Origin of the sequence: Rhizobium sp. AC44/96, from assembly GCF_001692185.1 — a bacterium.
Lineage (GTDB): Bacteria > Pseudomonadota > Alphaproteobacteria > Rhizobiales > Rhizobiaceae > Rhizobium.
In genome coordinates this window covers 141,738-164,215 of sequence record NZ_LXKO01000003.1, presented here as the reverse complement: position 1 = coordinate 164,215, position 22,478 = coordinate 141,738, and the positions used below count along the sequence as shown (strand labels likewise).

The 22,478-nt window shown below is 60.3% G+C and carries 17 protein-coding genes; 7 read left to right on the top strand and 10 right to left on the bottom strand.

All coding sequences use genetic code 11. The features are described 5' to 3' along the window. Positions 1 to 55: 55 nt before the first annotated feature. From A6U87_RS07485 to trxA, 6 genes are all read left to right on the top strand, one after another. A complete protein-coding gene (locus A6U87_RS07485; protein ID WP_065690626.1) occupies positions 56 to 2,638 on the top strand; it encodes a PAS domain-containing sensor histidine kinase in 2,583 nt (860 codons plus the stop codon). Further along, complete coding sequence (gene tsaE / locus A6U87_RS07480; protein WP_065690625.1) at positions 2,635 to 4,152, top strand: tRNA (adenosine(37)-N6)-threonylcarbamoyltransferase complex ATPase subunit type 1 TsaE; 1,518 nt, start codon at positions 2,635 to 2,637, stop codon at positions 4,150 to 4,152. The genes A6U87_RS07485 and tsaE overlap by 4 nt, the downstream gene beginning before the upstream one ends. A gap of 12 nt (positions 4,153 to 4,164) precedes the next feature. Beyond that, on the top strand, positions 4,165 to 4,896 hold the full coding sequence (locus A6U87_RS07475) for a nucleotidyltransferase family protein (protein WP_065690624.1): 732 nt from the start codon (positions 4,165 to 4,167) through the stop codon (positions 4,894 to 4,896). A gap of 3 nt (positions 4,897 to 4,899) precedes the next feature. After that, on the top strand, positions 4,900 to 8,094 hold the full coding sequence (gene addB, locus A6U87_RS07470) for a double-strand break repair protein AddB (RefSeq protein ID WP_065690623.1): 3,195 nt from the start codon (positions 4,900 to 4,902) through the stop codon (positions 8,092 to 8,094). Next, entirely contained in the window at positions 8,087 to 11,638 is a 3,552-nt protein-coding gene (gene addA, locus A6U87_RS07465; protein ID WP_065690622.1) for a double-strand break repair helicase AddA, read from the top strand. Before addB ends, addA begins: the two co-directional genes overlap by 8 nt. Positions 11,639 to 11,711: 73 nt before the next feature. Continuing rightward, a complete protein-coding gene (gene trxA / locus A6U87_RS07460) occupies positions 11,712 to 12,032 on the top strand; it encodes a thioredoxin (RefSeq protein WP_018901140.1) in 321 nt (106 codons plus the stop codon). A 47-nt stretch (positions 12,033 to 12,079) separates the two neighbouring features. Here the strand turns inward: trxA and A6U87_RS07455 are convergent, their stop codons facing one another. From A6U87_RS07455 to A6U87_RS07410, 10 genes are all read right to left on the bottom strand, one after another. Further along, positions 12,080 to 13,432, bottom strand: coding sequence for a folylpolyglutamate synthase/dihydrofolate synthase family protein (locus A6U87_RS07455; protein ID WP_065690621.1), 1,353 nt, complete (start codon positions 13,430 to 13,432; stop codon positions 12,080 to 12,082). A 27-nt stretch (positions 13,433 to 13,459) separates the two neighbouring features. Further along, positions 13,460 to 14,365, bottom strand: a complete 906-nt coding sequence (gene accD / locus A6U87_RS07450) for an acetyl-CoA carboxylase, carboxyltransferase subunit beta (protein ID WP_065690620.1) — start codon at positions 14,363 to 14,365, stop codon at positions 13,460 to 13,462. 39 nt (positions 14,366 to 14,404) lie between these two features. Further along, positions 14,405 to 15,244 carry a tryptophan synthase subunit alpha gene (gene trpA / locus A6U87_RS07445; protein ID WP_037181384.1) on the bottom strand — a complete coding sequence of 280 codons (840 nt, stop codon included), beginning with the start codon at positions 15,242 to 15,244 and terminating at the stop codon, positions 14,405 to 14,407. 3 nt (positions 15,245 to 15,247) lie between these two features. Next, positions 15,248 to 16,468, bottom strand: coding sequence for a tryptophan synthase subunit beta (gene trpB / locus A6U87_RS07440; protein WP_065690619.1), 1,221 nt, complete (start codon positions 16,466 to 16,468; stop codon positions 15,248 to 15,250). Between the two features lie 2 nt (positions 16,469 to 16,470). Continuing rightward, on the bottom strand, positions 16,471 to 17,139 hold the full coding sequence (locus A6U87_RS07435; protein WP_065690618.1) for a phosphoribosylanthranilate isomerase: 669 nt from the start codon (positions 17,137 to 17,139) through the stop codon (positions 16,471 to 16,473). 75 nt (positions 17,140 to 17,214) lie between these two features. After that, the gene (locus A6U87_RS07430) at positions 17,215 to 17,976 is read right to left on the bottom strand and encodes a M48 family metallopeptidase (protein ID WP_065690617.1); all 762 of its coding nucleotides are present in this window, start codon (positions 17,974 to 17,976) and stop codon (positions 17,215 to 17,217) included. A gap of 88 nt (positions 17,977 to 18,064) precedes the next feature. After that, positions 18,065 to 18,499 carry a DUF2852 domain-containing protein gene (locus A6U87_RS07425; protein WP_065690616.1) on the bottom strand — a complete coding sequence of 145 codons (435 nt, stop codon included), beginning with the start codon at positions 18,497 to 18,499 and terminating at the stop codon, positions 18,065 to 18,067. 146 nt (positions 18,500 to 18,645) lie between these two features. Then, complete coding sequence (locus A6U87_RS07420; RefSeq protein WP_065690615.1) at positions 18,646 to 19,923, bottom strand: polyhydroxyalkanoate depolymerase; 1,278 nt, start codon at positions 19,921 to 19,923, stop codon at positions 18,646 to 18,648. 204 nt (positions 19,924 to 20,127) lie between these two features. After that, positions 20,128 to 20,970 (bottom strand): fumarylacetoacetate hydrolase family protein, encoded by an 843-nt coding sequence (locus tag A6U87_RS07415; protein ID WP_065690614.1) that lies wholly within the window; start codon positions 20,968 to 20,970, stop codon positions 20,128 to 20,130. A gap of 94 nt (positions 20,971 to 21,064) precedes the next feature. Beyond that, entirely contained in the window at positions 21,065 to 22,018 is a 954-nt protein-coding gene (locus tag A6U87_RS07410; RefSeq protein WP_083199316.1) for a glutathione S-transferase family protein, read from the bottom strand. A 159-nt stretch (positions 22,019 to 22,177) separates the two neighbouring features. Between A6U87_RS07410 and A6U87_RS07405 the strand changes: the two genes are divergently transcribed. Beyond that, positions 22,178 to 22,462 (top strand): DUF2218 domain-containing protein, encoded by a 285-nt coding sequence (locus A6U87_RS07405; protein ID WP_065690612.1) that lies wholly within the window; start codon positions 22,178 to 22,180, stop codon positions 22,460 to 22,462. Positions 22,463 to 22,478 lie beyond the last annotated feature (16 nt).

Genomic DNA, 22,478 nt, shown 5'->3' with positions numbered 1-22,478 from the left:
AAAATGGGATGTCTTGTCGTGATGCGGCACATTGAAAGACGGAGACATACCGCGCATGTCGGAAATGATGCATAGCCTGGTCGACCAGGCAGAGGATGGCATACATGCTTCCCCCTGCCCGATCTCCGCAGGTGAACGGACAGTCGTCGGCGCCTCCGAGGCTTCGGCGCGAAAGCCAGGGATATTGGCCCGCGTAGCAAGGATATTTGCTGCGGGTACGGCCATTGCATCGGTTGCCCGACCCGTCCTCGCACAGGCGGAAGTCGAAGCGAGTGCGTCCGCGCATCTTTTCACCTCCACGCAGGTGGTTGGCCTGTCCGTCGTGATCGGCGTGATTTCCGCAGCCTTGCTTTCGACACTGTGGGTCGTTCGCCAGCGTGGCAATCTTGAGAGCGAAAGCCGCGAGATCCGCACGGCACTTTCGGACGCGCAACAGCAGATCTCCCAGTACCAGGCACTGATCGCCGACAATAACCGGCGTATCGTCATCTGGGACGGCGACAAGCGTCCCGAGTTGCTTGGCCAGCTTCCCGCCGAAACCGGCGCGCCGCAGGACAACGAATTCCTCGCCTTCGGCCTTTGGCTGAAGCCACGCTCGGCGTCCGAACTCGAACGTGCGATCGACCGTTTGCGGCAATCGGCGCAGAGCTTCGATATGGTCGTCGAAACCCATCGCGACGAGATCCTGGAAGCGCAGGGACGCGTTTCCGGTGGCCGGGCCTTCGTTCGCTTCGTGGCGCTGAACAATCTGCGCGCCGAACTTGCCGAGCTGAAAATCGAGCGCGACCGGTTAATGGCCTCGATTTCAGCATTTGAGGGCCTTCTCGATTCAATCGACCTGCCGGCATGGCAGCGCGACACCGACGGTCGACTGACATGGGTGAACCAGGCCTATGGTGACGCTGTCGATTCTGCCTCGCCTGAGCAGGCGGTCAGCGAAGGCCGTGAGTTCCTCACGACGATCGCCCGCGAGCGTATCCGCGCCAGCGCGACGCCGGAATCCCCCTTCCACGACAAGATCTCGACGGTCGTCAACGGCAACCGGACCTTCTTTGACGTTGTCGATGTCAAAGTTCCGGGCGGTTCCGCCGGCATCGCCGTCGATGTCTCCGGCATCGAAGCGGTGCGCGCCGAACTGGAACGGACGCTGAAGAGCCACGCCGAAACGCTCGACCATCTCGCGACCCCGGTTGCGATCTTCGATGGTGACCGACGCCTGCAGTTCTATAACCAGGCGTTCGTATCGCTCTGGGAACTCGACATTGCCTTCCTCGAGAGCCGACCCGACAACGCTGAGTTGCTGGAGCGCCTGCGGGCCGCCAAGAAGCTGCCGGATCAGCTGAACTGGAAGACCTGGAAGGAAAGCGCACTCGCGGTCTATCGCGCGCTCGATACCCAGTCCGACCTCTGGCACCTGCCCAACGGCCAGACGCTGCGCGTCTTTGCGACCGCGCATCCCCAGGGCGGCGCGACCTGGGTGTTCGAAAACCTGACGGAACAGGTCGATCTCGAGACACGCTACAACACGCTACTGAAGGTCCAGGGCGAAACCATCGACCACCTTTCCGAAGGCGTTGCCGTGTTCGGCGCAGACGGCCGTATTCGTCTGTCGAACCCCGCTTTCCGCGCATTGTGGGGCATCACCGAGGCCGAAGCGAAGCCGGGAACGCACATTCGCGCGCTTGGCGAGGCCTGCGCGCCATCCTACGACCGACCAGACGGCTGGAAGAGCTTTGCCGAACTCATCACCAGCATCGACGATGAGCGCCGCTCAAGCCAGGGCACGCTCGAGCTGTTTTCCGGCCTCGTTCTCGACTACGCCGTCATTCCGTTGCCGAACGCGCAGACGATGCTGACCTTCGTCAACATGACGGACAGCGTTCGTGCCGAGCGGGCTCTGACCGAAAAGAACGAGGCACTGCGCAAGGCCGACGAGCTGAAGAACGATTTCGTTCAGCATGTCTCCTACGAATTGCGCTCACCGCTCACCAACATCATCGGCTTCACCGACCTGCTGCGCACGCCGGGCGTCGGCGATCTCAATGAGCGGCAGGCTGAGTATATCGACCATATCTCTACCTCTTCGTCGGTTCTGCTGACGCTGGTGAACGATATTCTCGATCTCGCAACGGTCGATGCCGGCATCATGCGGCTGAACTATGCGGAAATCGATCTCGGCGATCTGCTGGACGATGTTGCGATCCAGATTGCCGACCGACTGCAGGACAGCGGTGTAACGCTGGAAATCACGGCTCCGGCGCATCTTGGAACCATCGTTGCAGACCCGCAGCGCTTGAAGCAGATTCTGGTCAAGCTGCTGTCCAACGCCGCCAATTTCTCGCCCGAAGGCGCGGCCATCTCTCTGGAATGCCGTCGCGATGGAACGGATTTCGTCTTCTCCGTCAGCGATCGCGGGCCCGGCATTTCGCAGGATATGATCTCAAACGTCTTCGAACGGTTCGCAACCGGCGCCAAGAGCGGAAAACGCGGTGGTGCTGGGCTTGGCCTGTCGATTGTCGATAGCTTCGTGAACCTGCACAACGGCCAGGTCGCCATCGACAGCCAGTCGGGTAAGGGAACGACGGTGGTCTGCCGCATTCCTTCGGCCAATCTGCCGTCGTACGTCGCTGCGGAATGACCACGACGGCACCTGAAATCTCCCTTTTTCTCGAAGACGAATCTGCAACGGTGCGTCTCGGCGAGGATCTGGCGCTGGCGCTCAGGGCGGGCGATTGCCTTGCGCTTTCGGGCGACCTCGGCGCCGGCAAATCGTCGCTGGCGCGTGCCTTTCTGCGCGCTCTTGCGGATGACGCGGAGCTGGAGGTGCCGAGCCCGACGTTTACGCTGGTGCAGTCCTACGATCTGCGGATACCCGTTTCTCATTTCGACCTTTACCGCCTCGGTGATCCCGCGGAACTGACAGAACTTGGGTTCGACGAGGCGTTGCAAGGCGGCGTTTGTCTGGTCGAGTGGCCGGAAATGGCCGAAAGTGAACTGCCGGATGATCGTATCGTTCTCAGGCTCACCCATGAGGGAGCCGGGCGGCGTGTCACCATCTTGGCACCTGAAAAGCAAGCCAGCCGGATTCGCCGAGTTTTCGCCATTCGTGAGTTCCTCGACGGTGCCGGATTTCCGCAGGCGAAACGCCGGTTTCTGACGGGAGACGCCTCGCTTCGGGCATACGAAGCGATCTACCCTAATGACGGCGTTCGCCGGATCCTCATGGACTGGCCGCCGCTGCCGGAGGGGCCACCTGTTCTGGACGGAAAGCCCTACCCAAAGGTCGCTCATATCGCCGAGAACGCCTATCCCTTCGTTGCGATCGCGAATGTCCTCCGCCAGGAGGGGTTCGCCACCCCTGAGATCTACAGCGTCGATTATGACCAAGGAATTCTGCTGCTGGAGGATCTCGGCAGCGATGGCGTTCTTGACGATGATGGAAAGCCGATCGCTGAGCGATATCTGGAAAGCGTCGCGTGCCTCGCGCAGTTGCATTCGCAACCGATGCCGCAGGATATCCCCGTCACCGATACGCATGTTCACCGCATTCCGGATTTTGACCGAACTGCCATGAAGATGGAGGTTCGCCTCGTTCTTGACTGGCATCTGCCGTGGAAGCGTGACGGCGCGCTGGCAAGCGAGGACGAGCGAAACGAATATCTCACCATCTGGGACACGCTGATCGACCAGCTTGGAACGGCAGAGAAGAACCTTCTGCTGCGCGATTTCCACTCGCCGAACATCATCTGGCGCGAGAACAAGGCTGGTATCCAGAAGGTCGGCCTGATCGACTTCCAGGACGCGATGATCGGCCCCACCTCTTACGATCTCGCATCGATCGTGCAGGACGCGCGGGTGACGATCGAGCCTGACCTGTTCCATCGCCTGATGGAGCACTACCTGTCGCTGCGCCGCCGCCAGCCGAATTTCGACGAAGCCGCGCTTTTGAAGAGCTGGGCGATCATGTCGGCACAGCGCAATTGCAAGCTTGCCGGCCTCTGGGTCCGGCTGATGCGGCGGGATGGCAAGCCGGGTTACATGAAGCACATGCCGCGCACGCTTGCATATCTTGGGGTTGCCCTGCAGCACGATACGCTTGCCCCCTTGCGCGACTGGTGCGTAAGGGCTGGAATAGCGACAGCCGAATCATAAGTTCCGAATGAAATGACGATTAAACAAGCCATGGTGCTGGCTGCCGGCCTCGGCACCCGCATGCGCCCCATTACCGATACGATCCCTAAGCCGCTGGTCAAGATCGACGGCAAGCCGATGATCGATTATTCGCTCGACGCGCTGGCCGAGGCGGGCGTCGAAAGGGCAGTAGTCAACGTCCACCATCACGCAGAACAGATGCTCGAGCATCTCAGGTCGTACACGCGCCTGGAAATCATCATCTCCGACGAGCGCGAGAGACTGATGAACAACGGTGGCGGTTTGGCTAAGGGCCTGAAACTGCTTGATCCCGGCGATGTATTCGTGACGAACGCAGATCTCTTCTGGATCGGCGAACCGAGCGACCGGCCGAGTAACCTTAGACGCTTAGCCGGATTCTATGATGGCAACCAGATGGACATGGCCATGCTGTGCGTCAAGCTCGAGGACACAACGGGCCATAACGGCAAGAACGATTTCAACCTTGCCAATGACGGCAAGCTCAGCCGCTATCGCGAACAAGGTCCGAAGCCGGTGGTCTATGCCGGCGCTATCGCCATGAACACCTCTTTTCTGGACGATGCGCCGGACGATGCCTTCAATCTCAACATCTACTTCGACAAGGCGATCGCGCGCGGTCGCCTCTATGGCATGATGCTTGAAGGCCATTGGCTGACGGTGGGCACGCCTGAGGCAATCGGGGACGCAGAGGAAACGATCCGACGTTACCGGACGTTTGCGTGACGCATGAATGAGCGCCATCGGCCGAGAGTACTGACGATTCCGGCGGGATTGCCGTTCCTCGCTACCCTTGCTCAGACGCTCTGTGCTGGACAACTCACTCCATCCTTTCGGCACGACCCTGCCGATCCGCTGTCGTTGTCCAAGGTTACGATCTATCTGCCCACGCGGCGTGCGGCGCGCGTGCTGCGGTCGGAGTTCGTCGATCTGCTTGGCGGCCAAGCAGCTATCCTGCCCGTGATCCGACCGCTTGGCGAAACCGATGACGACAACGGCTATTTCGACGAAGCGCTGCCGGCAACGCTTGACCTTGCACAGCCACTCTCCAATACGGCGCGTCTGCTGGAACTGGCTCGGCTGATCCTTGCCTGGCGCAACAAGCTTCCGGAGATCGTGCGCAGCATTCATTCCGATTCTCCCCTTATCGCACCGGCAAGTCCCGCGGACGCCATCTGGCTGGCGCGCAATCTTGCCGAGCTGATCGATTCCATCGAAACCGAAGATCGTGACTGGAGCGAGCTTGGCCGACTGACCGCTAGGGATCATGCGCTTTGGTGGCAGTTGACGGCGGAGTTCCTGCAAATTGCCAGCGCATTCTGGCCGGAACGGTTGAATGAGCTTGGGAGGTCTTCGCCGGCGCGCCATCGCAACGCCATTCTGCGTGCCGAGGCAAACCGGATTGCAACCATGCAGCCGACAGGGCCGATTATCATTGCCGGCTCCACCGGCTCAGTGCCCGCGACCGCCGACCTTATCGCAGCGGTGGTAAACCGTCCGGAAGGCGTCATTGTCCTGCCTGGACTTGATGTCGGAATGCCCGAAGAGCATTGGCGCATGGTCGCGCCCGAGAGGATCGCGGGCCAGCCCACGGACGCAGCAAGCCGAAGCCATTCGCAATATGGTCTCTCCCTGCTTCTGAAGCGCCTTCAGCTGACGCGCGAAGACGTTGCCACGGTCGCAGAAGCCCCCGCCGTGCTCAAGCAGCGCGCGGAGATCCTGTCCCACGCCCTTTCGCCCGCTGAAGCGACAAGTGATTGGGGTGCCTGGAAGGAAACGCTGCCGCAAGGCGCGCTGTCCGATGCCTTTGGTGACGTATCCCTGATCGAGGCGGGAAATGAACGCGAGGAGGCAACTGCCATCGCCATCGCGCTTCGTCTGGCGCTGGAGCAGCCGGGGATGAACGGCGAAAGCCGGGCGGCTTTGATCACTCCGGACCGCAATCTCGCCCGGCGCGTGATGGCGGACTTGTCACGTTTCGGCATTCTTGCCGATGATTCCGCAGGCACACCGCTTTCAGCCACGCCTCAGGGAGCGTTGTTGCAGTTGCTTCTTGAGGCAACGTTGCGGCCCGGCGATCCGGTTGCGATCGTCGGCTTGCTCAAGCATCCTTTGGCACGCTTTGGCCTGGATCGCGAAACACTTGGCGAAGCCGTGGCCGCTCTCGAGCTCCTGGCATTGCGCGGCGGCGTGGCCGAAGTCGACGTCAGCGCGCTCGAACCGTTGCTCGATCATCAGCTGTCGGAACAGTCGCTGGACCGGCATGCACCGAACTGGCGCAAGGCCCTGCCCCTTGATGCCCATGAAAAGGCTCGCGACCTTGCCCGTCGCATCGCCAGCGCAGTGGAGCCGCTTGCGGCCGCATTGGTCCGTCGCGGGCCTGGCGATCGCGGCCTGACGACGAGCTTTCCGCCTTCCGAGTGGGCACAGCGGACCGGCCGGGCCATCGATGCCATTGCCCGCGACGAACGGGGCGATCTCTCGGGCCTTTGGTCGGGCGAAGCCGGCGACACGTTGGCAAAGTTGCTTGGCGAAGTCATCGAGACCGAAGGTCAGATCGAGGCCGACGGGCCGCAATGGATCGACATCATGGCCGCACTGACGGCTGGCCAAGCGGTGAAGCCGCGCGCGCTCAGCCATCCGCGGCTCTTCATTTTCGGAACGCTGGAAGCACGTCTGCAAAGTGTCGATACCCTGATCCTCGGCGGCCTGAACGAAGGCTCGTGGCCGGGGCAGACCTCCAATAATCCGTTCATTTCCCGATCGATGAAGACGGAGATCGGCCTGGAGCCACCCGAACGCAGGATCGGCCAGTTGGCGCACGACTTCGAAATGGCCAACGGGACGCGCCATCTCGTCTATTCACGCGCGCTGCGTCAGGGCTCAACGCCAACGGTTGCGTCCCGCTGGCTGCAACGGCTCCTGGCCTTCGGTGGCAAGGGGTTCGAGGCGGAGATTAAAGCGCGCGGCGAAAACTTCGTGCACTGGGCCAATCTCCTCGATCAAGGAGATCGCCAGGCACCAGCCCAGCGTCCGAGTCCCACCCCGCCGCGCGAGATGCAGCCGAAGTCCTACTCGTTCAGTGAAGTTGGCCGGCTGCGGCGCGATCCCTATGCGATTTATGCGCGTCGCGTGCTCCGCCTTGATCCCGTGGATCCATTCAACCGCGATCCAGGTGCAGCGGAACGCGGAACGCTCTACCACAAGATCATCGACCGTTTCATTCGCGAGGGCAATATCGCCGGGACGCCGGACGCGATCGCGGCGATGGAGCGTATTCTCACGGAACTGTTCGACATGGAGCAACTGCCGCCGCACATCGACGCCGTCTGGCGGCCGCGCTTCCGGGAAGTCGCCCGTTCTTTCCTTGTGTGGGAAGCTGAGAGGCGGCCCGGTATCAGAAGAACACTGACGGAAGTGCGCGGCGGGATCGAGCTCGAACCAATCGACATTCGCCTCAGCGGCGTTGCCGATCGCATCGATGTGACCGGGCCGAACGCGGCCGACATCATCGACTACAAGACCGGCTTCAATCCCTCGCCTGCGCAAGCGCGGGCTCTCCTCGATCCGCAGCTGGCGCTTGAGGCGGCAGCGATGAAAGCGGGCGCCTTCCGCGACGCCGGGAGCCTCGTGCCGCAGGATCTTCTTTATGTGCGACTGCGCCCGGCAAGTCGGTTCCAGGTCGACACCGTCAACAACGAATTCTCCACGAGGAGCGACAAGCCGAAATCGGCTATCGATCTCGCTGCCGATTCGATCGACCAACTGGTAAAGTTCGTTTCGCTGCTGCAATCCGGCGAGAAAGGCTTTACCTCGCGGCTCATTCCCGCCCAGCAATTCGAATTCGGCGGCGATTACGATCACCTCGCGCGTGTTTCCGAATGGTCGACGGCGGAAAACGATGAGGCTAGCGGCGATGAATGACGAACCCCTGCTACCAGAAGGCGATGATCCTGTCGCCTGGACGAGCTGGACGACGATCCAGCAATCGATCGCTTCCGATCCGCAGCGTTCTGCCTGGGTTTCGGCCAACGCTGGCTCCGGCAAGACGCATGTGCTGACGCAGCGTGTCATCCGCCTGCTGCTTGCAGGCGCTCGCCCTTCCGCAATTCTTTGCCTCACCTACACGAAGGCTGCGGCTTCCGAGATGTCGAACCGTGTCTTCGACCGACTTGCGGAATGGGCCGTGCTTTCGGACGATGATCTCAGCCAGCGTATCGCGCAGATCGAGGGCAAGACGCCTGACCTAATAAAGCTCGCTGAAGCGCGGCGCCTGTTTGCCAAGGCGCTGGAAACGCCGGGCGGTCTGAAGATCCAGACGATTCACGCGTTCTGCGAAGCGTTGCTACATCAGTTTCCACTGGAAGCGAACGTCGCCGGCCATTTCTCCGTGCTTGACGATCGGGCGGCCGCAACCCTGCTTTCCGACGCTCGCCGATCGCTGCTGACCGCAACAACGCCCGAAGAGGACCCGGCACTGGCGGAGGCATTTTCCTATGTGCTCAACCTCGGCGATGAATCGGGACTTGAACGGCTGTTGGAAGAGATCGTTGCCGATCGCAACGCTATCCGGAGCTTCACGCTCGCAGCGGCACACAATGGTGGCCTCGATCACGTGCTCCGGACGCAGCTTGGCCTTTCCGGCGACGACACCGAGGCCGGCATAGCGGAAGAGTACTGGCCGCTGCCCGGCCTTTCCGGAAGTACGCTTGACCGCTATCTCGCGCTTGCGGAGCAGAAGGGTGGTGCCAAGGCGCAAGATGTCGCGGCGAGCCTCAAGGCCGTGGCACGAGAGTTGAATGCCGCGCGGCGTATCCCGTTACTGGACAAGATTTTCCTGACGGCCAAGGGCGATCCTAAGTCGGATTCGCAGTTCGTCGTGAAGGCGATGCTTAGCGAAGCGCCAGAACTGGCAGATGCCGTGGCGACCGCGCGCACGCATGTGGTTTCCTGCCGCGACCGGTTGAAAATCGCGCGAATGTACACCGCCACGCATGCTGCCCTGGTGCTCGCGGAGCGGCTGAACCGAGACTACGAAGATCTCAAGAAACAACGAAGCCAGCTCGATTTCGAGGACTTGATCACCCGGACCGCCGACCTGCTGACCAAGAGCGATGTTGGTCCGTGGATCCACTACAAGCTCGACCAGGGTATCGACCATATCCTTGTCGACGAGGCTCAGGATACCAGCCCCATCCAGTGGAGCGTCATCCAGTCGCTTGCGGAAGACTTCTTCTCCGGTGATAGCGCGCGCAATGTCGTTCGTACCCTGTTTGCGGTGGGCGACGAAAAGCAATCCATCTATTCATTCCAGGGTGCGCGCCCCGAACGCTTCTCCGAAGAGAGTCAGCGCACCCGGCATCGTGTTTCCCAAAGCGGCCTCGCCTTTTCATCGGTGCGGCTACCTCTATCGTTCCGTTCGACCTCCGACGTCCTGGCTGCCGTCGACCACATCTTCGGTCCGGCCGACAATGCGCGCGGCCTGAGTGCGACCGGCGAGCCCGTTATCCATCGCTCCAACCGCATCGGCCATCCCGGTGCTGTGGACCTCTGGGAGATGATTGCACCTGAGGTCGCGATCAAGGAGGAGGATTGGACGGCACCGTTCGATTCGACGCCGGAGAGCGCGCCAGCGGCCATCCTCGCTCGCCGCATGGCACATGTGATCGATGGTTTGGTCGGCAAGGAAACGATTGTCGAGAGGGGCAAGGAACGTGTGATCGAGGCCGGTGATATCCTCGTGCTCGTTCGCAAGCGTGACTCCTTCGTGAATGCTTTGACACGGGCACTAAAGCGCCGGGACAATATTCCGGTGGCAGGAGCCGACCGTCTTCGCCTGACGAGCCACATCGCCATCCAGGATCTCATGGCGCTCGGCCGCTTCCTGCTGTTGCCGGAAGATGACCTATCGCTCGCCGCGCTCATGAAAAGCCCGCTGCTGGATCTGACGGAAGACGATATCTTTGCCGTTGCGGCCCTTCGCGGCGACGGCGAGAGCGTATGGCGCCATATGGAGACCTTCGCAGCCGATGGCAATGAGCGCCTTGGCGCTGCGGTCTCCCGGCTGAAGCTATTTCTCGCCGAATCGAAAGGCCTCTCCGTCCACGATTTCTACGCCCGTGTGCTGGGCAGCCATGGGGGGCGGCGCCAGTTTCTTGGTCGGCTTGGCACCGAGGTCAGCGATATTCTCGACGAATTCCTGACCTTCACGCTCGATCACGAGACGTCCGGCTTACCGGGGCTGCAATCCTTCATCTCGACACTCGAGTTGGAAGCGCCCGAGGTAAAGCGCGAGCAGGACAAAGGCCGCAACGAAGTCCGGATCATGACGGTGCACGCCTCCAAGGGCCTCGAAGCGCCGATCGTCTTCCTGGTCGACGGTGGTTCGAAGGCCTTTACCCCCAGCCATATGCCGAAACTTCGCCTGCTTAAGCAGCGTGGCGATGCACCGGCGATACCCGTCTGGGTGCCGCTCGGCGATCTCGGCAATTCGTTGACGCAGGCCGATGCCACGCGCATCCAGGTGTTGGCGGAAGAGGAATATCGCCGCTTGCTTTATGTGGCGATGACACGAGCGGCCGACAGGCTGGTCGTGTGCGGCTACCGTGGCGTTCGCGCCAATACCGACACCTGGCATGCCATGATCTCGGCCGCCATGGCGAGCGACCATCCCCATGTCGCCGCGGCAACATTCACTGGGCCGGACGGCGACTGGCAGGGGATCAAATGGCGGGTGCCACGGGTCGAACGAAGCTTCGAGCGTGCCGATCAGGTCGACCATGTTGCAAAGCGCGACGCACTACCGATCGATCTCAGCCGCCCGCTGCCGCCGCAAAGGCAGTTGCCGCGTCCGCTGAGCCCTTCCGGAGCAGGAACGATCATCGATGAAGAGGCCGACGACCTGCTGGTGACGTCGCCGCTCTTCAGCGAGAAACCGAAATCCGACCGTGCGCTGCAGAAGGGCCGCCTGCTTCACCGCATGTTGCAGATGCTGCCGGAGATCGCTGCGCACGACCGGGAGGACGCGGCAACACGCTATACCGAACGCGCAGCACGGTTCTGGCCCGAGGGCGAACGCCGGCAGCTGGTCGATTCGGTTCTGAAACTATTGGATGAGCCGGACCTGGGACCCGTGTTCGCAGCGCATGCGCAGGCGGAGGTCTCGATCATGGGGACATTGTCGCTGGATGACCGCGACTACGCCGTTTCCGGTCGTGTGGACCGGCTGGCCGTGCTCGAGGATCGAGTGATCATCCTCGACTACAAGACCAATCGTGTTCCGCCGCCAACGGCCGATGCGATTCCCTTCGCGCATCGGGCCCAGCTGGCGATCTATCGCAGTATCCTCACACCGCTCTATCCCGGCAAGCGCATCGATTGCGTGCTCGTCTACACCGAGAACGGCTCCGTCCACACGCTGACGCCGGACGCGCTGGCATTGGCGCTTGCACAGCTCAAGACAAAGTGAAATACCGGACATTGAAATCCCGTCCGCGCACCCTCACATGTGCTTCAACAGGAAATCCTTAAAGGAGCAGCCTATGGCTACCGTGAAAGTCGATATCAACAACTTCCAGGCTGAAGTTCTGGAATCCGCAGAACCCGTCGTCGTCGATTTCTGGGCTGAATGGTGCGGCCCGTGCAAGATGATCGCTCCAAGCCTCGAAGAACTCGCCGTCGAGTTTCAGGGCAAGGTGAAGGTCGCCAAGCTCAACATCGACGAGAATCCGGAACTTGCCGCTCAGTTCGGTGTTCGCTCGATTCCGACGCTCGCCATGTTCAAGGCCGGCGAAGTTGCTGACATCAAGGTTGGCGCTGCCCCGAAGACCGCTCTTTCGAGCTGGATTTCGAGCGCCGCTTAATTCGTCACGACATCAATGAAAAAAGCCCGGCTTCGACCGGGCTTTTTTCATTTTGGAGGGGTGCCGTTGTCGGCAAGGACATCGCCGACAAGATAAAGCGATCCGCCGATCAAAATTCGCGGCGGGTGCTCCTGTTCGACGGCGCTCTCGCGGATTGCTTCGAGCGCGTCGCTGACCGTCGACATCGGCTCGGCAATGAGCCCAGCATCATACGCGGCGTTCGCGAGAATGACGGGATCGATCATCGCGTCGCTGCCGCGGATCGGGACGCAATAGACCTTCTCGGCCAGTCCCTTGAAGGCATTGAAATAGCCGACCGGATCCTTGGTGTTGATCATTCCGATAATCAGGAAGAGCGGCCGCGGCTGCTTCTCCTCGAAATTGGCCATGGCTTCCGCGATGACTTCTCCAGCACCGGGATTGTGCCCGCCATCGACCCAGATCTCTGCCCGTGGCGGCGCGCTGGCCATCAGATTGCCGTCGCCCAGCCGCTGCAGTCGACCCGGCCATTCGACCGCGCTCATCGCCTTTTCCATCATCGCTTCTGTGACGGCGAAGCCCGCCGCCTTTACGGCGCGGATCGCGGCCGCGGCATTGGCGTATTGGTGGCGACCGGGAAGTCGCGGTAGCGGCAAATCCGCCAAACCGAATTCGTCCTGGTAGACGAGCCGGCCGTATTCCTCATGCGCCATGTAGTCCTGACCGAAGGCCGCTGTCGGGCAATTCAGCCTTTCTGCCGTCGACATCAGGACATCGAGGGCGGCATCATATTCCTGCTTGCCGATGACGGCAGGGCATCCGCGCTTCATGATACCTGCCTTTTCCGCAGCGATCAGTTCAACGCGATCGCCAAGATAGGGCTGATGATCGAGCGAGATCGGCATGATGACGGAAACGGCGGGATCGGAGATGACGTTTGTGGCGTCGAAACGACCGCCGAGGCCGACTTCGATGATCGCAGCATCGGCCGGCTGTTCCGAGAAGAGAAGGAAGGTAACGGCCGTCAGGATTTCGAAGACCGTGATCTTCTGTCCATCATTGGCGGCGGCAACGCGGCGCAAGGCGTCGGCAAACACAGCGTCGTCAACCAGCTGGCCGCGGCCACCCTTCACGCCGATGCGGTAGCGTTCATGCCAATTGACCAGATGCGGCGATGTGTGGACGTGGGCGCTGTAGCCGCCTGCCTCGAGTAAGGCGCGGCAAAAGGCCGTGACAGACCCTTTGCCATTGGTGCCGGCAACGTGGATGACCGGCGGGAGCTTCGTCTGCGGATCGCCGAGAACCGCGAGAAGACGCGTAATGCGATCGAGCGACAGATCAAAGCCCTTGGGATGCAATCCCATGAGCTTGTCGATCTCCTGCGCTGCTTCGCTCACTGCGGTTTGGCCTCTGGGTATCATTGCTCAACCCGCCTGTGATGGATTCGGTCAGGCGCTTGCGGCAATCGCAAGCGATCCGCTGCTTTCCTTGGAGAGATTTGCCGCCGGCTTCTTGGTCAGGATCTTCAGGACGCGTGCCAGCGTGTCGGGAATGTCGTGACGCTTGACAACCATGTCGACCATGCCGTGCTCCAGCAGGTATTCCGAGGTCTGGAAGCCTTCCGGCAGCTTTTCGCGGATCGTCTGCTCGATGACGCGCTTGCCGGCGAAGCAGATTTCAGCGCCAGGCTCGGCAAGATGTAGGTCGCCCAGCATTGCATAAGACGCGGTGACGCCACCGGTCGTCGGATTGGTCAGCACAACGATATACGGCTGGCCGGCTTCCTTGAGCATATCGACGGCAACTGTCGTGCGCGGCAGCTGCATCAGCGACAGTATGCCTTCCTGCATGCGGGCGCCGCCCGACGCCGGGAACATCACCAGCGGGCACTTCTCGGCAATCGCACGCTCGAATGCCTTGACGATGGCCTCGCCGGCGGCGATGCCAAGCGAGCCGCCCATGAAGTTGAATTCGTGCACGACCGCAACGAGCTTCAAGCCTTGAACCTTGCCTACGCCGGCAACGATCGTGTCTTCCTGGTCGGTCTTGACGCGGCTATCGCGCAGACGGTCGGTGTACTTCTTCGAGTCACGGAACTTCAGTGGGTCCTGCGCCACTTTCGGCTGCGGCAGCGCTTCGTAGGCGCCGTCATCGAACAGATCGGCAAGGCGAGCCTTTGCCGGCATCTTCATGTGATAGCCGGAGGCAGGAATGACCCACTTGTTGCTTTCCAGGTCCTTGTGGAAGACCATTTCGCCCGTTTCCGGGCACTTGATCCAGAGGTTCTCCGGCACTTCGCGACGGCCCAGCATGGAATTGATGCGGGGGCGAACGTAGTTGGTGATCCAGTTCAAGTCGAAAACTCCTAATTGACTATTGCCAATGTGGGAAAACTATTCGGCAGCAACAAGGCGCGCCGAACGTGTTCCCGATGACAGCCCGCGAACGAGCGTGGCGACAGCCTGAACGGTATCGGCAGTTGCCTTCCCGTCCTTGGTCAGGCTGAGCGCCACCTGATTGACGATTGCCGTGCCGACAACGACGCCATCAGCGGAACCGCCGATGACCTTCGCATGATCGGCCGTCTTGACGCCGAAGCCGACGCAGACGGGCAGGTTTGTATGCTGTTTGATACGCGCGACGGCACCGGAAACCAGCGACGGATCCGGCAACGCCGAACCGGTAATACCGTTCATCGAGACGTAGTAGACGAAACCCGACGTGTTCTTCAGAACGGTCGGAAGACGCTTTTCGTCCGTCGTGGGCGTCGCCAGACGGATGAAGTTGATGCCCTTGCGGATGGCGGGAATGCAGAGCTCGTCATCCATCTCGGGCGGAAGATCGACAACGATCAGGCCGTCGATGCCAGCTGCCAACGCGTCATCGAGAAACTTTTCGACGCCGTAGATGTAGATCGGGTTGTAGTAACCCATCAGAACGATCGGCGTCGCATCGTCGGTTTTGCGGAAGTCGGCTGCGAGCTGCAGCGTCTTCTTCAGCGTCTGCCCTGCCTTCAGCGCACGTTGGCCGGCCATCTGGATCGCCGGGCCATCGGCCATCGGATCGGAGAAGGGCATGCCGAGCTCGATCACATCGGAACCGGCTTCCGGCAGCGCCTTCATGATACCGAGCGATGTTTCGTAGTCGGGATCACCGCCCATGAAATAGGTGACCAGTGCCGGACGGCCTTCGGCTTTCAGATCGGCAAAACGTTTGTCCATACGTGCGGTCATGACTTATGCACCCATTCCCAGAATCTTGCCGACAGTGAAGATATCCTTGTCGCCGCGGCCGGAGAGGTTCATCAGGATGATCTCATCCTTGCCCATCTTCGGCGCGCGCTTGATGACTTCCGCCAGCGCATGCGACGGCTCCAGCGCCGGGATAATGCCTTCAAGGCGGGTCAGCGTCTGGAAGGCTTCGAGCGCTTCGTGGTCCATGATCGGCACGTATTCGACGCGACCGATATCGTTCAGGTAGGAGTGTTCGGGCCCGATGCCGGGATAGTCGAGGCCAGCCGAAATCGAGTGGCCTTCCTTGATCTGGCCATCGCTGTCCTGCAGCAGATAGGTCCGGTTGCCATGCAGAACGCCAGGCGAACCAGCGGTGATCGATGCGCAGTGCTCGTCGCCCTGCAGACCCTTGCCGCCGGCCTCGACGCCAACGATCTTGACGCTCGCGTCGTCGAGGAAGGGGTGGAAGATGCCGATCGCGTTCGAACCACCGCCGACAGCGGCAACGACCAGATCAGGCAGACGACCTTCGGCTTCCAGCATCTGTGCCTTGGCTTCCGTGCCGATCACGGCCTGGAAGTCGCGCACCATCTCCGGATAGGGATGTGGGCCAGCAGCCGTACCGATCAGGTAATAGGTATCATCGACATTGGTAACCCAATCGCGCAATGCCTCATTCATCGCGTCCTTGAGCGTTCCGTGGCCAGCCGTTACCGGCTTCACTTCTGCGCCGAGAAGCTTCATGCGGAAAACGTTCGGGGCCTGACGTTCGACGTCCGTTGCGCCCATATAGACAACGCAAGGCAGGCCGAAGCGGGCGGCAACCGTTGCTGAGGCAACGCCATGCTGGCCGGCACCTGTTTCGGCAATGATGCGGGTCTTGCCCATGCGCTTGGCGAGCAGGATCTGGCCGATGCAGTTGTTGATCTTGTGCGAACCGGTGTGGTTCAGCTCTTCGCGTTTGAAGTAGATCTTCGCGCCGCCGAGTTCCGCCGTCAGGCGTTCAGCGAAATAGAGCGGGCTCGGGCGGCCGATGTAATGGGCGCCGAGATGCTTCAATTCCGCCTGGAATTCCGGATCGTTCTTCGCCTTGTCCCACTCGGCCTGGAGATCCAGGATCAGGGGCATCAGCGTTTCGGCGACGAAGCGGCCGCCGTAGATGCCGAAACGGCCATCTTCATCGGGGCCGGAACGGAAGGAATTCGGTTTTGGCGTCTCGTTCAATTTCAACTCCCTGAGGCCGTTTCAGGCTGGCAGGCCTGTTCGACCGCATCGAAAAACTCATCGATCATCGCGACGTTCTTTACACCAGGGGCGCTTTCAACGCCCGAGGACACGTCAATCCCGGGCGCCTTGGTGATGGCAAGCGCCTCGGCTATATTGCCTTTGTTCAAGCCACCGGAAAGCATGTAATCCACATTGCCGTCAAGCCAAGTGAGCAGGCTCCAATCGAAGGAAACACCGTTGCCGCCGGGCAATTCGGAACCCTTCGGGGGTTTCGCGTCAAACAGGAAACGATCGGCGATGCCAATATACGCTTCCACGCGCTTGAGATCATCCGCGGTTCGCACGGAAAACGCCTTCATCACAGGCAGCCCGTAGACCGCCTTGATGGTCAGAACGCGCTCGGGGCTTTCCTCGCCATGCAGCTGAAGGATATCGGGCTTCACAAGCGCGACGATTTCATCCAGATCGTCGTTCGTCGGATTGACGACGACGGCGACGATCTTCGCCCGTCCACGGATCGGATCGGCCAGCTTGCCGGCGACATCTGGTTCGACATATCGCGGGCTTTTCTCGAAGAAGATGAATCCGATATGGCTCGCGCCGCGTGTCAGCGCCCGATCAATCGCCTCAGCCGTCTTCAGGCCACAGATTTTAATATCCGGTTTCATGGCAGCGAAGTGACACGAAAAACGCTGGGAGTCGAGCCAATTTGCGACGGAGCCTATATTTTGAACGCTTACGTTTCAGTCGAAATCGATCGCGTGGAGCTGGCTGCCGTGTCGCTTGAGCCAGGACTTGGATTCATCCATGTGCGGACATAGCTTCTTGCACAGTGCCCAGAAGTGAGGGCCGTGGTTCATTTCCTTGAGATGTGCAACCTCGTGCGCGGCGAGATAATCGATGACAGAGGGCGGCGCCATGACGATACGCCAGGAGAAACTGAGGTTACCCTCGAACGAGCAAGATCCCCAGCGACTGCGCGTGTCCTTCATGGAAATCGAGGCGATCGTCGCACCGATGGATCGGGCATGAAATCTCGCCAGCCTTTCGAGATCGGCCCGCGCCTCCTTCTTAAGGAAGGTCGAAATGCGGCGGCCAAGGTGTTCGGGCATGCCGCTGACCCTGAGGATCGGCTTGCCGTCCACGACGACCGTCTCTGTCACCCCGCGCAGACTACCGGTATGCTGAATGCGGTGGGATACGCCCCGCAGGGAAATGTTGCCGCCATCGCGCAAACCCGTGTCGGGAGAAAACTTGGCGAGCTTGGTCAGCAGCCAACCCTGGTGCCGGTCGAGAAAGGCGTTGACCTCGCGCGCGGCCAGACCGCGCGGCACCGTCATCTTCAGCGCCTTTCCACCCGGCTCGATCCGCAAGGTGATGCGGGTCGCCCGTTCGTGCTGCTTGATGGTCAGCGGCATCAGTCGCCCGGCCACGTCAAGCGTTCGCGTCTCGGGCTGAGGCGGTCTCCGAACACTACGGCGCGGCTTGGATAGAAGCGGGAACATAGGCATTTTCTATATGATTCGCAGCGTTTCCGGGCAAAGAAAAGCCGGCATCAAGGATGCCGGTTCAAAGTTTCGGTGCTGAATTATGTTACGGTGCCTGGTATTCGGCAACCGGACCGTCGCCGTCGCGCCTGGTATTCTTGCGATCGCGCATAAAGCGATCGAACTCGTCCTGATCCTTGGCACGGCGCAGCTCCCGAACGTAGGAATCGAATTCCTCGCGCATTTCGTCAAGCTTACGGCGCTCTTCCTCAAGCCGATCAAGCTCGGCCTTGCGCCAATCGTCGAAGGCAACGTTCCCGGTCGTGAAGTGCTGACGGTAGCGACCATGAGAACGTCGGCAGCCGGCGAAGAATCCATCGGCGGCGTTGTTTGCGTCACGCTTGAAGCCGCGAAGACGCTCCCCGAAGATGATGTAGGCGAGCATGGCGAGACCCAGAGGCCAGAAAACCACGAAGCCGAGGATCATCAGGGCAATGGTAGCCGGAGTCCAATCCGGTCGAAGCAATGCTGACTGGTTCATCGTGCGGTATCCTCGCAATTCCGCGCCCGGCAAAATGCCGAACGCTGGAAATCGATGTGGTAACCCCGCAGAACAGCTTCAAGACGGCCCACCACTCAAATCGGACAAGCCATTGAAACGCAATCACTAATTCAGAACACGCTAAATCAGATGGACTTTCCGCCCTTGATAACGCGCTTGACCGACGATTTTCCAGATCGCGCGTGGGTGCGAACGAAATTGACGATACGCGGCGCAATTTCGCGGCGGAACCGGGAGCCGTTGAACACCCCATAGTGGCCGACATCAGGCTGCAGGTAGTGCATGCGCATGTTGTCCGGGATGTTCACGCATATCGTCTGGGCGGCCTGGGTCTGGCCGACACCCGAGATGTCGTCGTTTTCGCCTTCGACGGTCAGCAGGGCCACGTTACGGATAGCGGCGGGATCGACCCGTTGGCCGCGATGGACCAGCTCGCCCTTCGGCAGCGAATGCTTGATGAACACCTGATCGACCGTCTGGAGATAGAACTCCGCCGTCAAATCCATCACGGCAAGATACTCGTCGTAGAAGTCACGGTGCTTCTCGGCGGGCTCCCCGTCGTTCTTCACCAGATGCATGAAGAACTCCTTGTGCGCGATCAGATGGCGATCAAGGTTCATCGACATGAAGCCCGAAAGCTGCAGAAAGCCCGGGTAAACAGGACGCATGAAGCCAGGCTGTGGCCAGGGAACGTTCATGATGACGTTTTCGGAAAACCACTCCAACGGCTTGTCCTTGGCGAGCTGGTTGACCGCCGTCGGATTGATGCGCGTATCGATCGGGCCGCCCATCAAGGTCATTGATGCAGGCGACAGCGGATCGCCGGCCTGTTCCATCACCGCGGCTGCAGCGAGAACGGGCACGGAAGGCTGACAGACGGCGATGACATGCGTATCGGGGCCAAGAAAGTGCAGCATTTCAATGACATAATCGACATAGTCGTCAAAATCGAAGTTGCCTTCTGTCATCGGCACCATGCGGGCATCGATCCAGTCGGTGATATAGATATCGGCGTTCGGCAGCAGAGCCTCGACCGTACCGCGCAACAATGTGGCATAGTGGCCGGACATCGGTGCAACGACGAGAATGCGCGGGTCGGCCGGATGCCCATTCGGGACGTCGCGCGCGAAGTGCAGAAGGTTGCAGAAAGCACGTGACCAGACGATCTCTTCGCGCACGGCAACCTTGCGCTCGCCGATCACCGTCTCCTTCAACGCGAAGGGCGGCTTTCCGTAACGGCGCGTCGTGCGCTCGAACATTTCGAAACTGGCGGCCATCGTGCGACCCCAGGGGGTCTGCGCCAGAGGATTAAGCGGATTGGCATAGGCTAAACGCATGACATCGGCGAAGGCCCGATAAGGCGCCATTGCGGCATGGTTCAATTCGTAAAGCTGATAAAACATGAGTGCGCCACCTTTCTCTGATCTGGAAGATGATGCCGATTGAAGGGCATCGAAGTCTTTCCAACGACATGCTGGCACCTCAACGCAGATTAACAGGTTTTTGTTGCGCAGCAACATTGCCATCCGCACCGCAAAAAGAAATGCCGGAGATATGTTCCCCGGCATAATGGTGCGCTTGAATGCTTAATGTTCGCGAAATGAGCCTTAGCGGTCGGCCAGAAACGTCTGCTTCTGGGTGCCGAGACCCTCAATGCCGAGTTCAACGACATCGCCGGCCTTGAGGAAGCGCGGCGGCTTCATGCCCAGGCCAACGCCCGGGGGTGTCCCGGTCGAGATCACATCACCTGGATGAAGCGACATGAACTGGCTGAGGTAGGAGACGACATGGGCAACGCCGTAAACCATCGTCTTCGAGGAGCCGTTCTGCATGGTTTCGCCATTGACCTTGAGCCACATGCCCAGATTCTGTGGGTCGGCGATCTCATCCTTCGTAACCAGCCAAGGGCCGATCGGTCCGAACGTGTCGCAGGACTTGCCTTTCGTCCACTGGCCCTGGCGCTCGGTCTGGAATGCCCGCTCCGACACATCGTGCGAGACGCAGTAGCCGGCAACGTAATCGAGTGCGTCCGCCTCGCTGACATATTTTGCCGTCTTGCCGATGACGACGCCAAGCTCCACTTCCCAGTCCGTCTTTTCCGAGCCGCGCGGAATGAGGACATTGTCATCGGGACCGACAATCGCCGAGGTCGCTTTCATGAAGATGACCGGCTCCGACGGTACGGTGGCGCCGGTCTCGGCGGCGTGATCGGAAAAATTGAGGCCGATACAGATGAACTTTCCGGTGCCGGCGACACAGGCGCCGATACGGCCCGGCGCGAGTTCCGGCAGGCTGCTTGGGTCCAATGCCTGAAGCTTGGCAAGCCCGGCGGGCGAGATGGCTTCACCCCCGATGTCGGAGACATGAGCCGACAGGTCGCGGATCTTGCCCGCTTGATCGAGCATGGCCGGCTTCTCGCGGCCAACCTCTCCTACACGCATGAGCTTCATTGCATTTCCTCCTCAGCGAAATCGAAGTTTGATCACCTATGAACGAATTATTCACGGGTGTCATTACGGCTTTTCGGCCAAGCGGTACGCACCGTCAGAAAATCTCGGCGAGCGCGGGACCGACAGGAACGATTCTCGTCGGGTTCAGGCTTTCGATCGAATAGTAACCGCGCTTGATATGGTCAAAATTGACCGTCTCAGCGATGCCCGGCCAATCCAGCATATTCCGGCAAAAGCGGCGCAGGTTGGCATAGTCCGAGAGGCGGCGGAGGTTGCACTTGAACAGGCCATGATAAGCCACGTCGAAGCGAACCAGCGTCACGAACAAGCGGATGTCGCTTTCGGTGGGATGGTCGGCAAACAGGAAAGCGCGATTTTCAAGCTGCGGCTCAACCCAATCCAGGCAGTCGAAGACGCCAGCGAAGGCTTCTTCGTAAGCGATCTGGGTGGTTGCAAAACCCGCACGGTAAACGCCATTGTTCAAACTGGGGTAAATGCGCTCGTTGAAAGCGTCGATTTGCGCGCGCCATTCGGCCGGATAAAGATCGCTCGAATGCGTGGCCAGCGTCCCGAAGCCGTCGTTCATCATCCGCAGGATGTCGGACGATTCATTGTTGACGATCGTCTGTCGGTGCTTGTCCCAAAGGACGGGGACGGTTGCACGGCCGGTGAAATCGCTGGCGGCACTGGTATAGATCTCGTGCATGTAGGTGGCACCCTGGATGTGATCCTCCGTCGCGCCCGGATAGGTGCCGAAACGCCAGCCCTCCTTGGTCAAGGACGGCTCGACAATCGATACTGAAATCGCCGACTCCAACCCCTTCAGTTTTCGGCCGATCAGCGTTCTCGATGCCCAGGGACAAATATAAGCGACATAGAGGTGATATCGCCCCGCCTCCGCCTGGAAGCCCGCCTCGCCGGTCGGGCCGGCGCTTCCGTCAGGCGTCACCCAGCTGCGAAAACTAGACGTCTGACGAACAAACCCGCCTTTCGAATCCTTGGCTTGCACCGGTTGCCAATCTTCTGTCCATCTGCCGTTTACAAGCAAAGCGCACTCCATATGTTACCAATTTGGCCGACCTTAGCGCGCTTTCGCACGTGCGGGAGGCCACATTTATTGAAACAGTCTGTGCACCGTCGGCTGGACGCACTGCTTGCCAACTGCGTTTGTCGGCGCCTAAGACTGTCGATGCAAAGGAAGCATGCCATGCCTGTTTCGACATCCACCGTACGCACGACAAACGGAAGCAAGTATCTTCAACAGCTTTGCAAGCATTGGAGCCACAAGTTTGCGGTCGAGTTCGATCCGGGCCATGGGCGGATCCCCTTCAACGATCCCGTCGAACTGACGCTGAAAGCAGGAGAGACCACGCTTGTTCTGACACTGACCGCTCTCGAACAAGGGCAGCTTGAGCGTTACGAGGCCGTCGTGGCCGATCATCTCAAGCGCTTCGCCTTCCGTGAAGAACTCGACATAACCTGGAATTCCTGAATCCACCAAAAGCCGG

Bases quoted from the DNA above. Each gene is read 5' to 3' on its own strand.
- A6U87_RS07485 (WP_065690626.1), top strand. From the start codon at position 56: ATGTCGGAAATGATGCATAGCCTGGTCGACCAGGCAGAGGATGGCATA.
- tsaE (WP_065690625.1), top strand. From the start codon at position 2,635: ATGACCACGACGGCACCTGAAATCTCCCTTTTTCTCGAAGACGAATCT.
- A6U87_RS07475 (WP_065690624.1), top strand. From the start codon at position 4,165: ATGACGATTAAACAAGCCATGGTGCTGGCTGCCGGCCTCGGCACCCGC.
- addB (WP_065690623.1), top strand. From the start codon at position 4,900: ATGAATGAGCGCCATCGGCCGAGAGTACTGACGATTCCGGCGGGATTG.
- addA (WP_065690622.1), top strand. From the start codon at position 8,087: ATGAATGACGAACCCCTGCTACCAGAAGGCGATGATCCTGTCGCCTGG.
- trxA (WP_018901140.1), top strand. From the start codon at position 11,712: ATGGCTACCGTGAAAGTCGATATCAACAACTTCCAGGCTGAAGTTCTG.
- A6U87_RS07455 (WP_065690621.1), bottom strand. From the start codon at position 13,432: ATGATACCCAGAGGCCAAACCGCAGTGAGCGAAGCAGCGCAGGAGATC.
- trpA (WP_037181384.1), bottom strand. From the start codon at position 15,244: ATGACCGCACGTATGGACAAACGTTTTGCCGATCTGAAAGCCGAAGGC.
- A6U87_RS07435 (WP_065690618.1), bottom strand. From the start codon at position 17,139: ATGAAACCGGATATTAAAATCTGTGGCCTGAAGACGGCTGAGGCGATT.
- A6U87_RS07430 (WP_065690617.1), bottom strand. From the start codon at position 17,976: ATGTTCCCGCTTCTATCCAAGCCGCGCCGTAGTGTTCGGAGACCGCCT.
- A6U87_RS07425 (WP_065690616.1), bottom strand. From the start codon at position 18,499: ATGAACCAGTCAGCATTGCTTCGACCGGATTGGACTCCGGCTACCATT.
- A6U87_RS07420 (WP_065690615.1), bottom strand. From the start codon at position 19,923: ATGTTTTATCAGCTTTACGAATTGAACCATGCCGCAATGGCGCCTTAT.
- A6U87_RS07415 (WP_065690614.1), bottom strand. From the start codon at position 20,970: ATGAAGCTCATGCGTGTAGGAGAGGTTGGCCGCGAGAAGCCGGCCATG.
- A6U87_RS07405 (WP_065690612.1), top strand. From the start codon at position 22,178: ATGCCTGTTTCGACATCCACCGTACGCACGACAAACGGAAGCAAGTAT.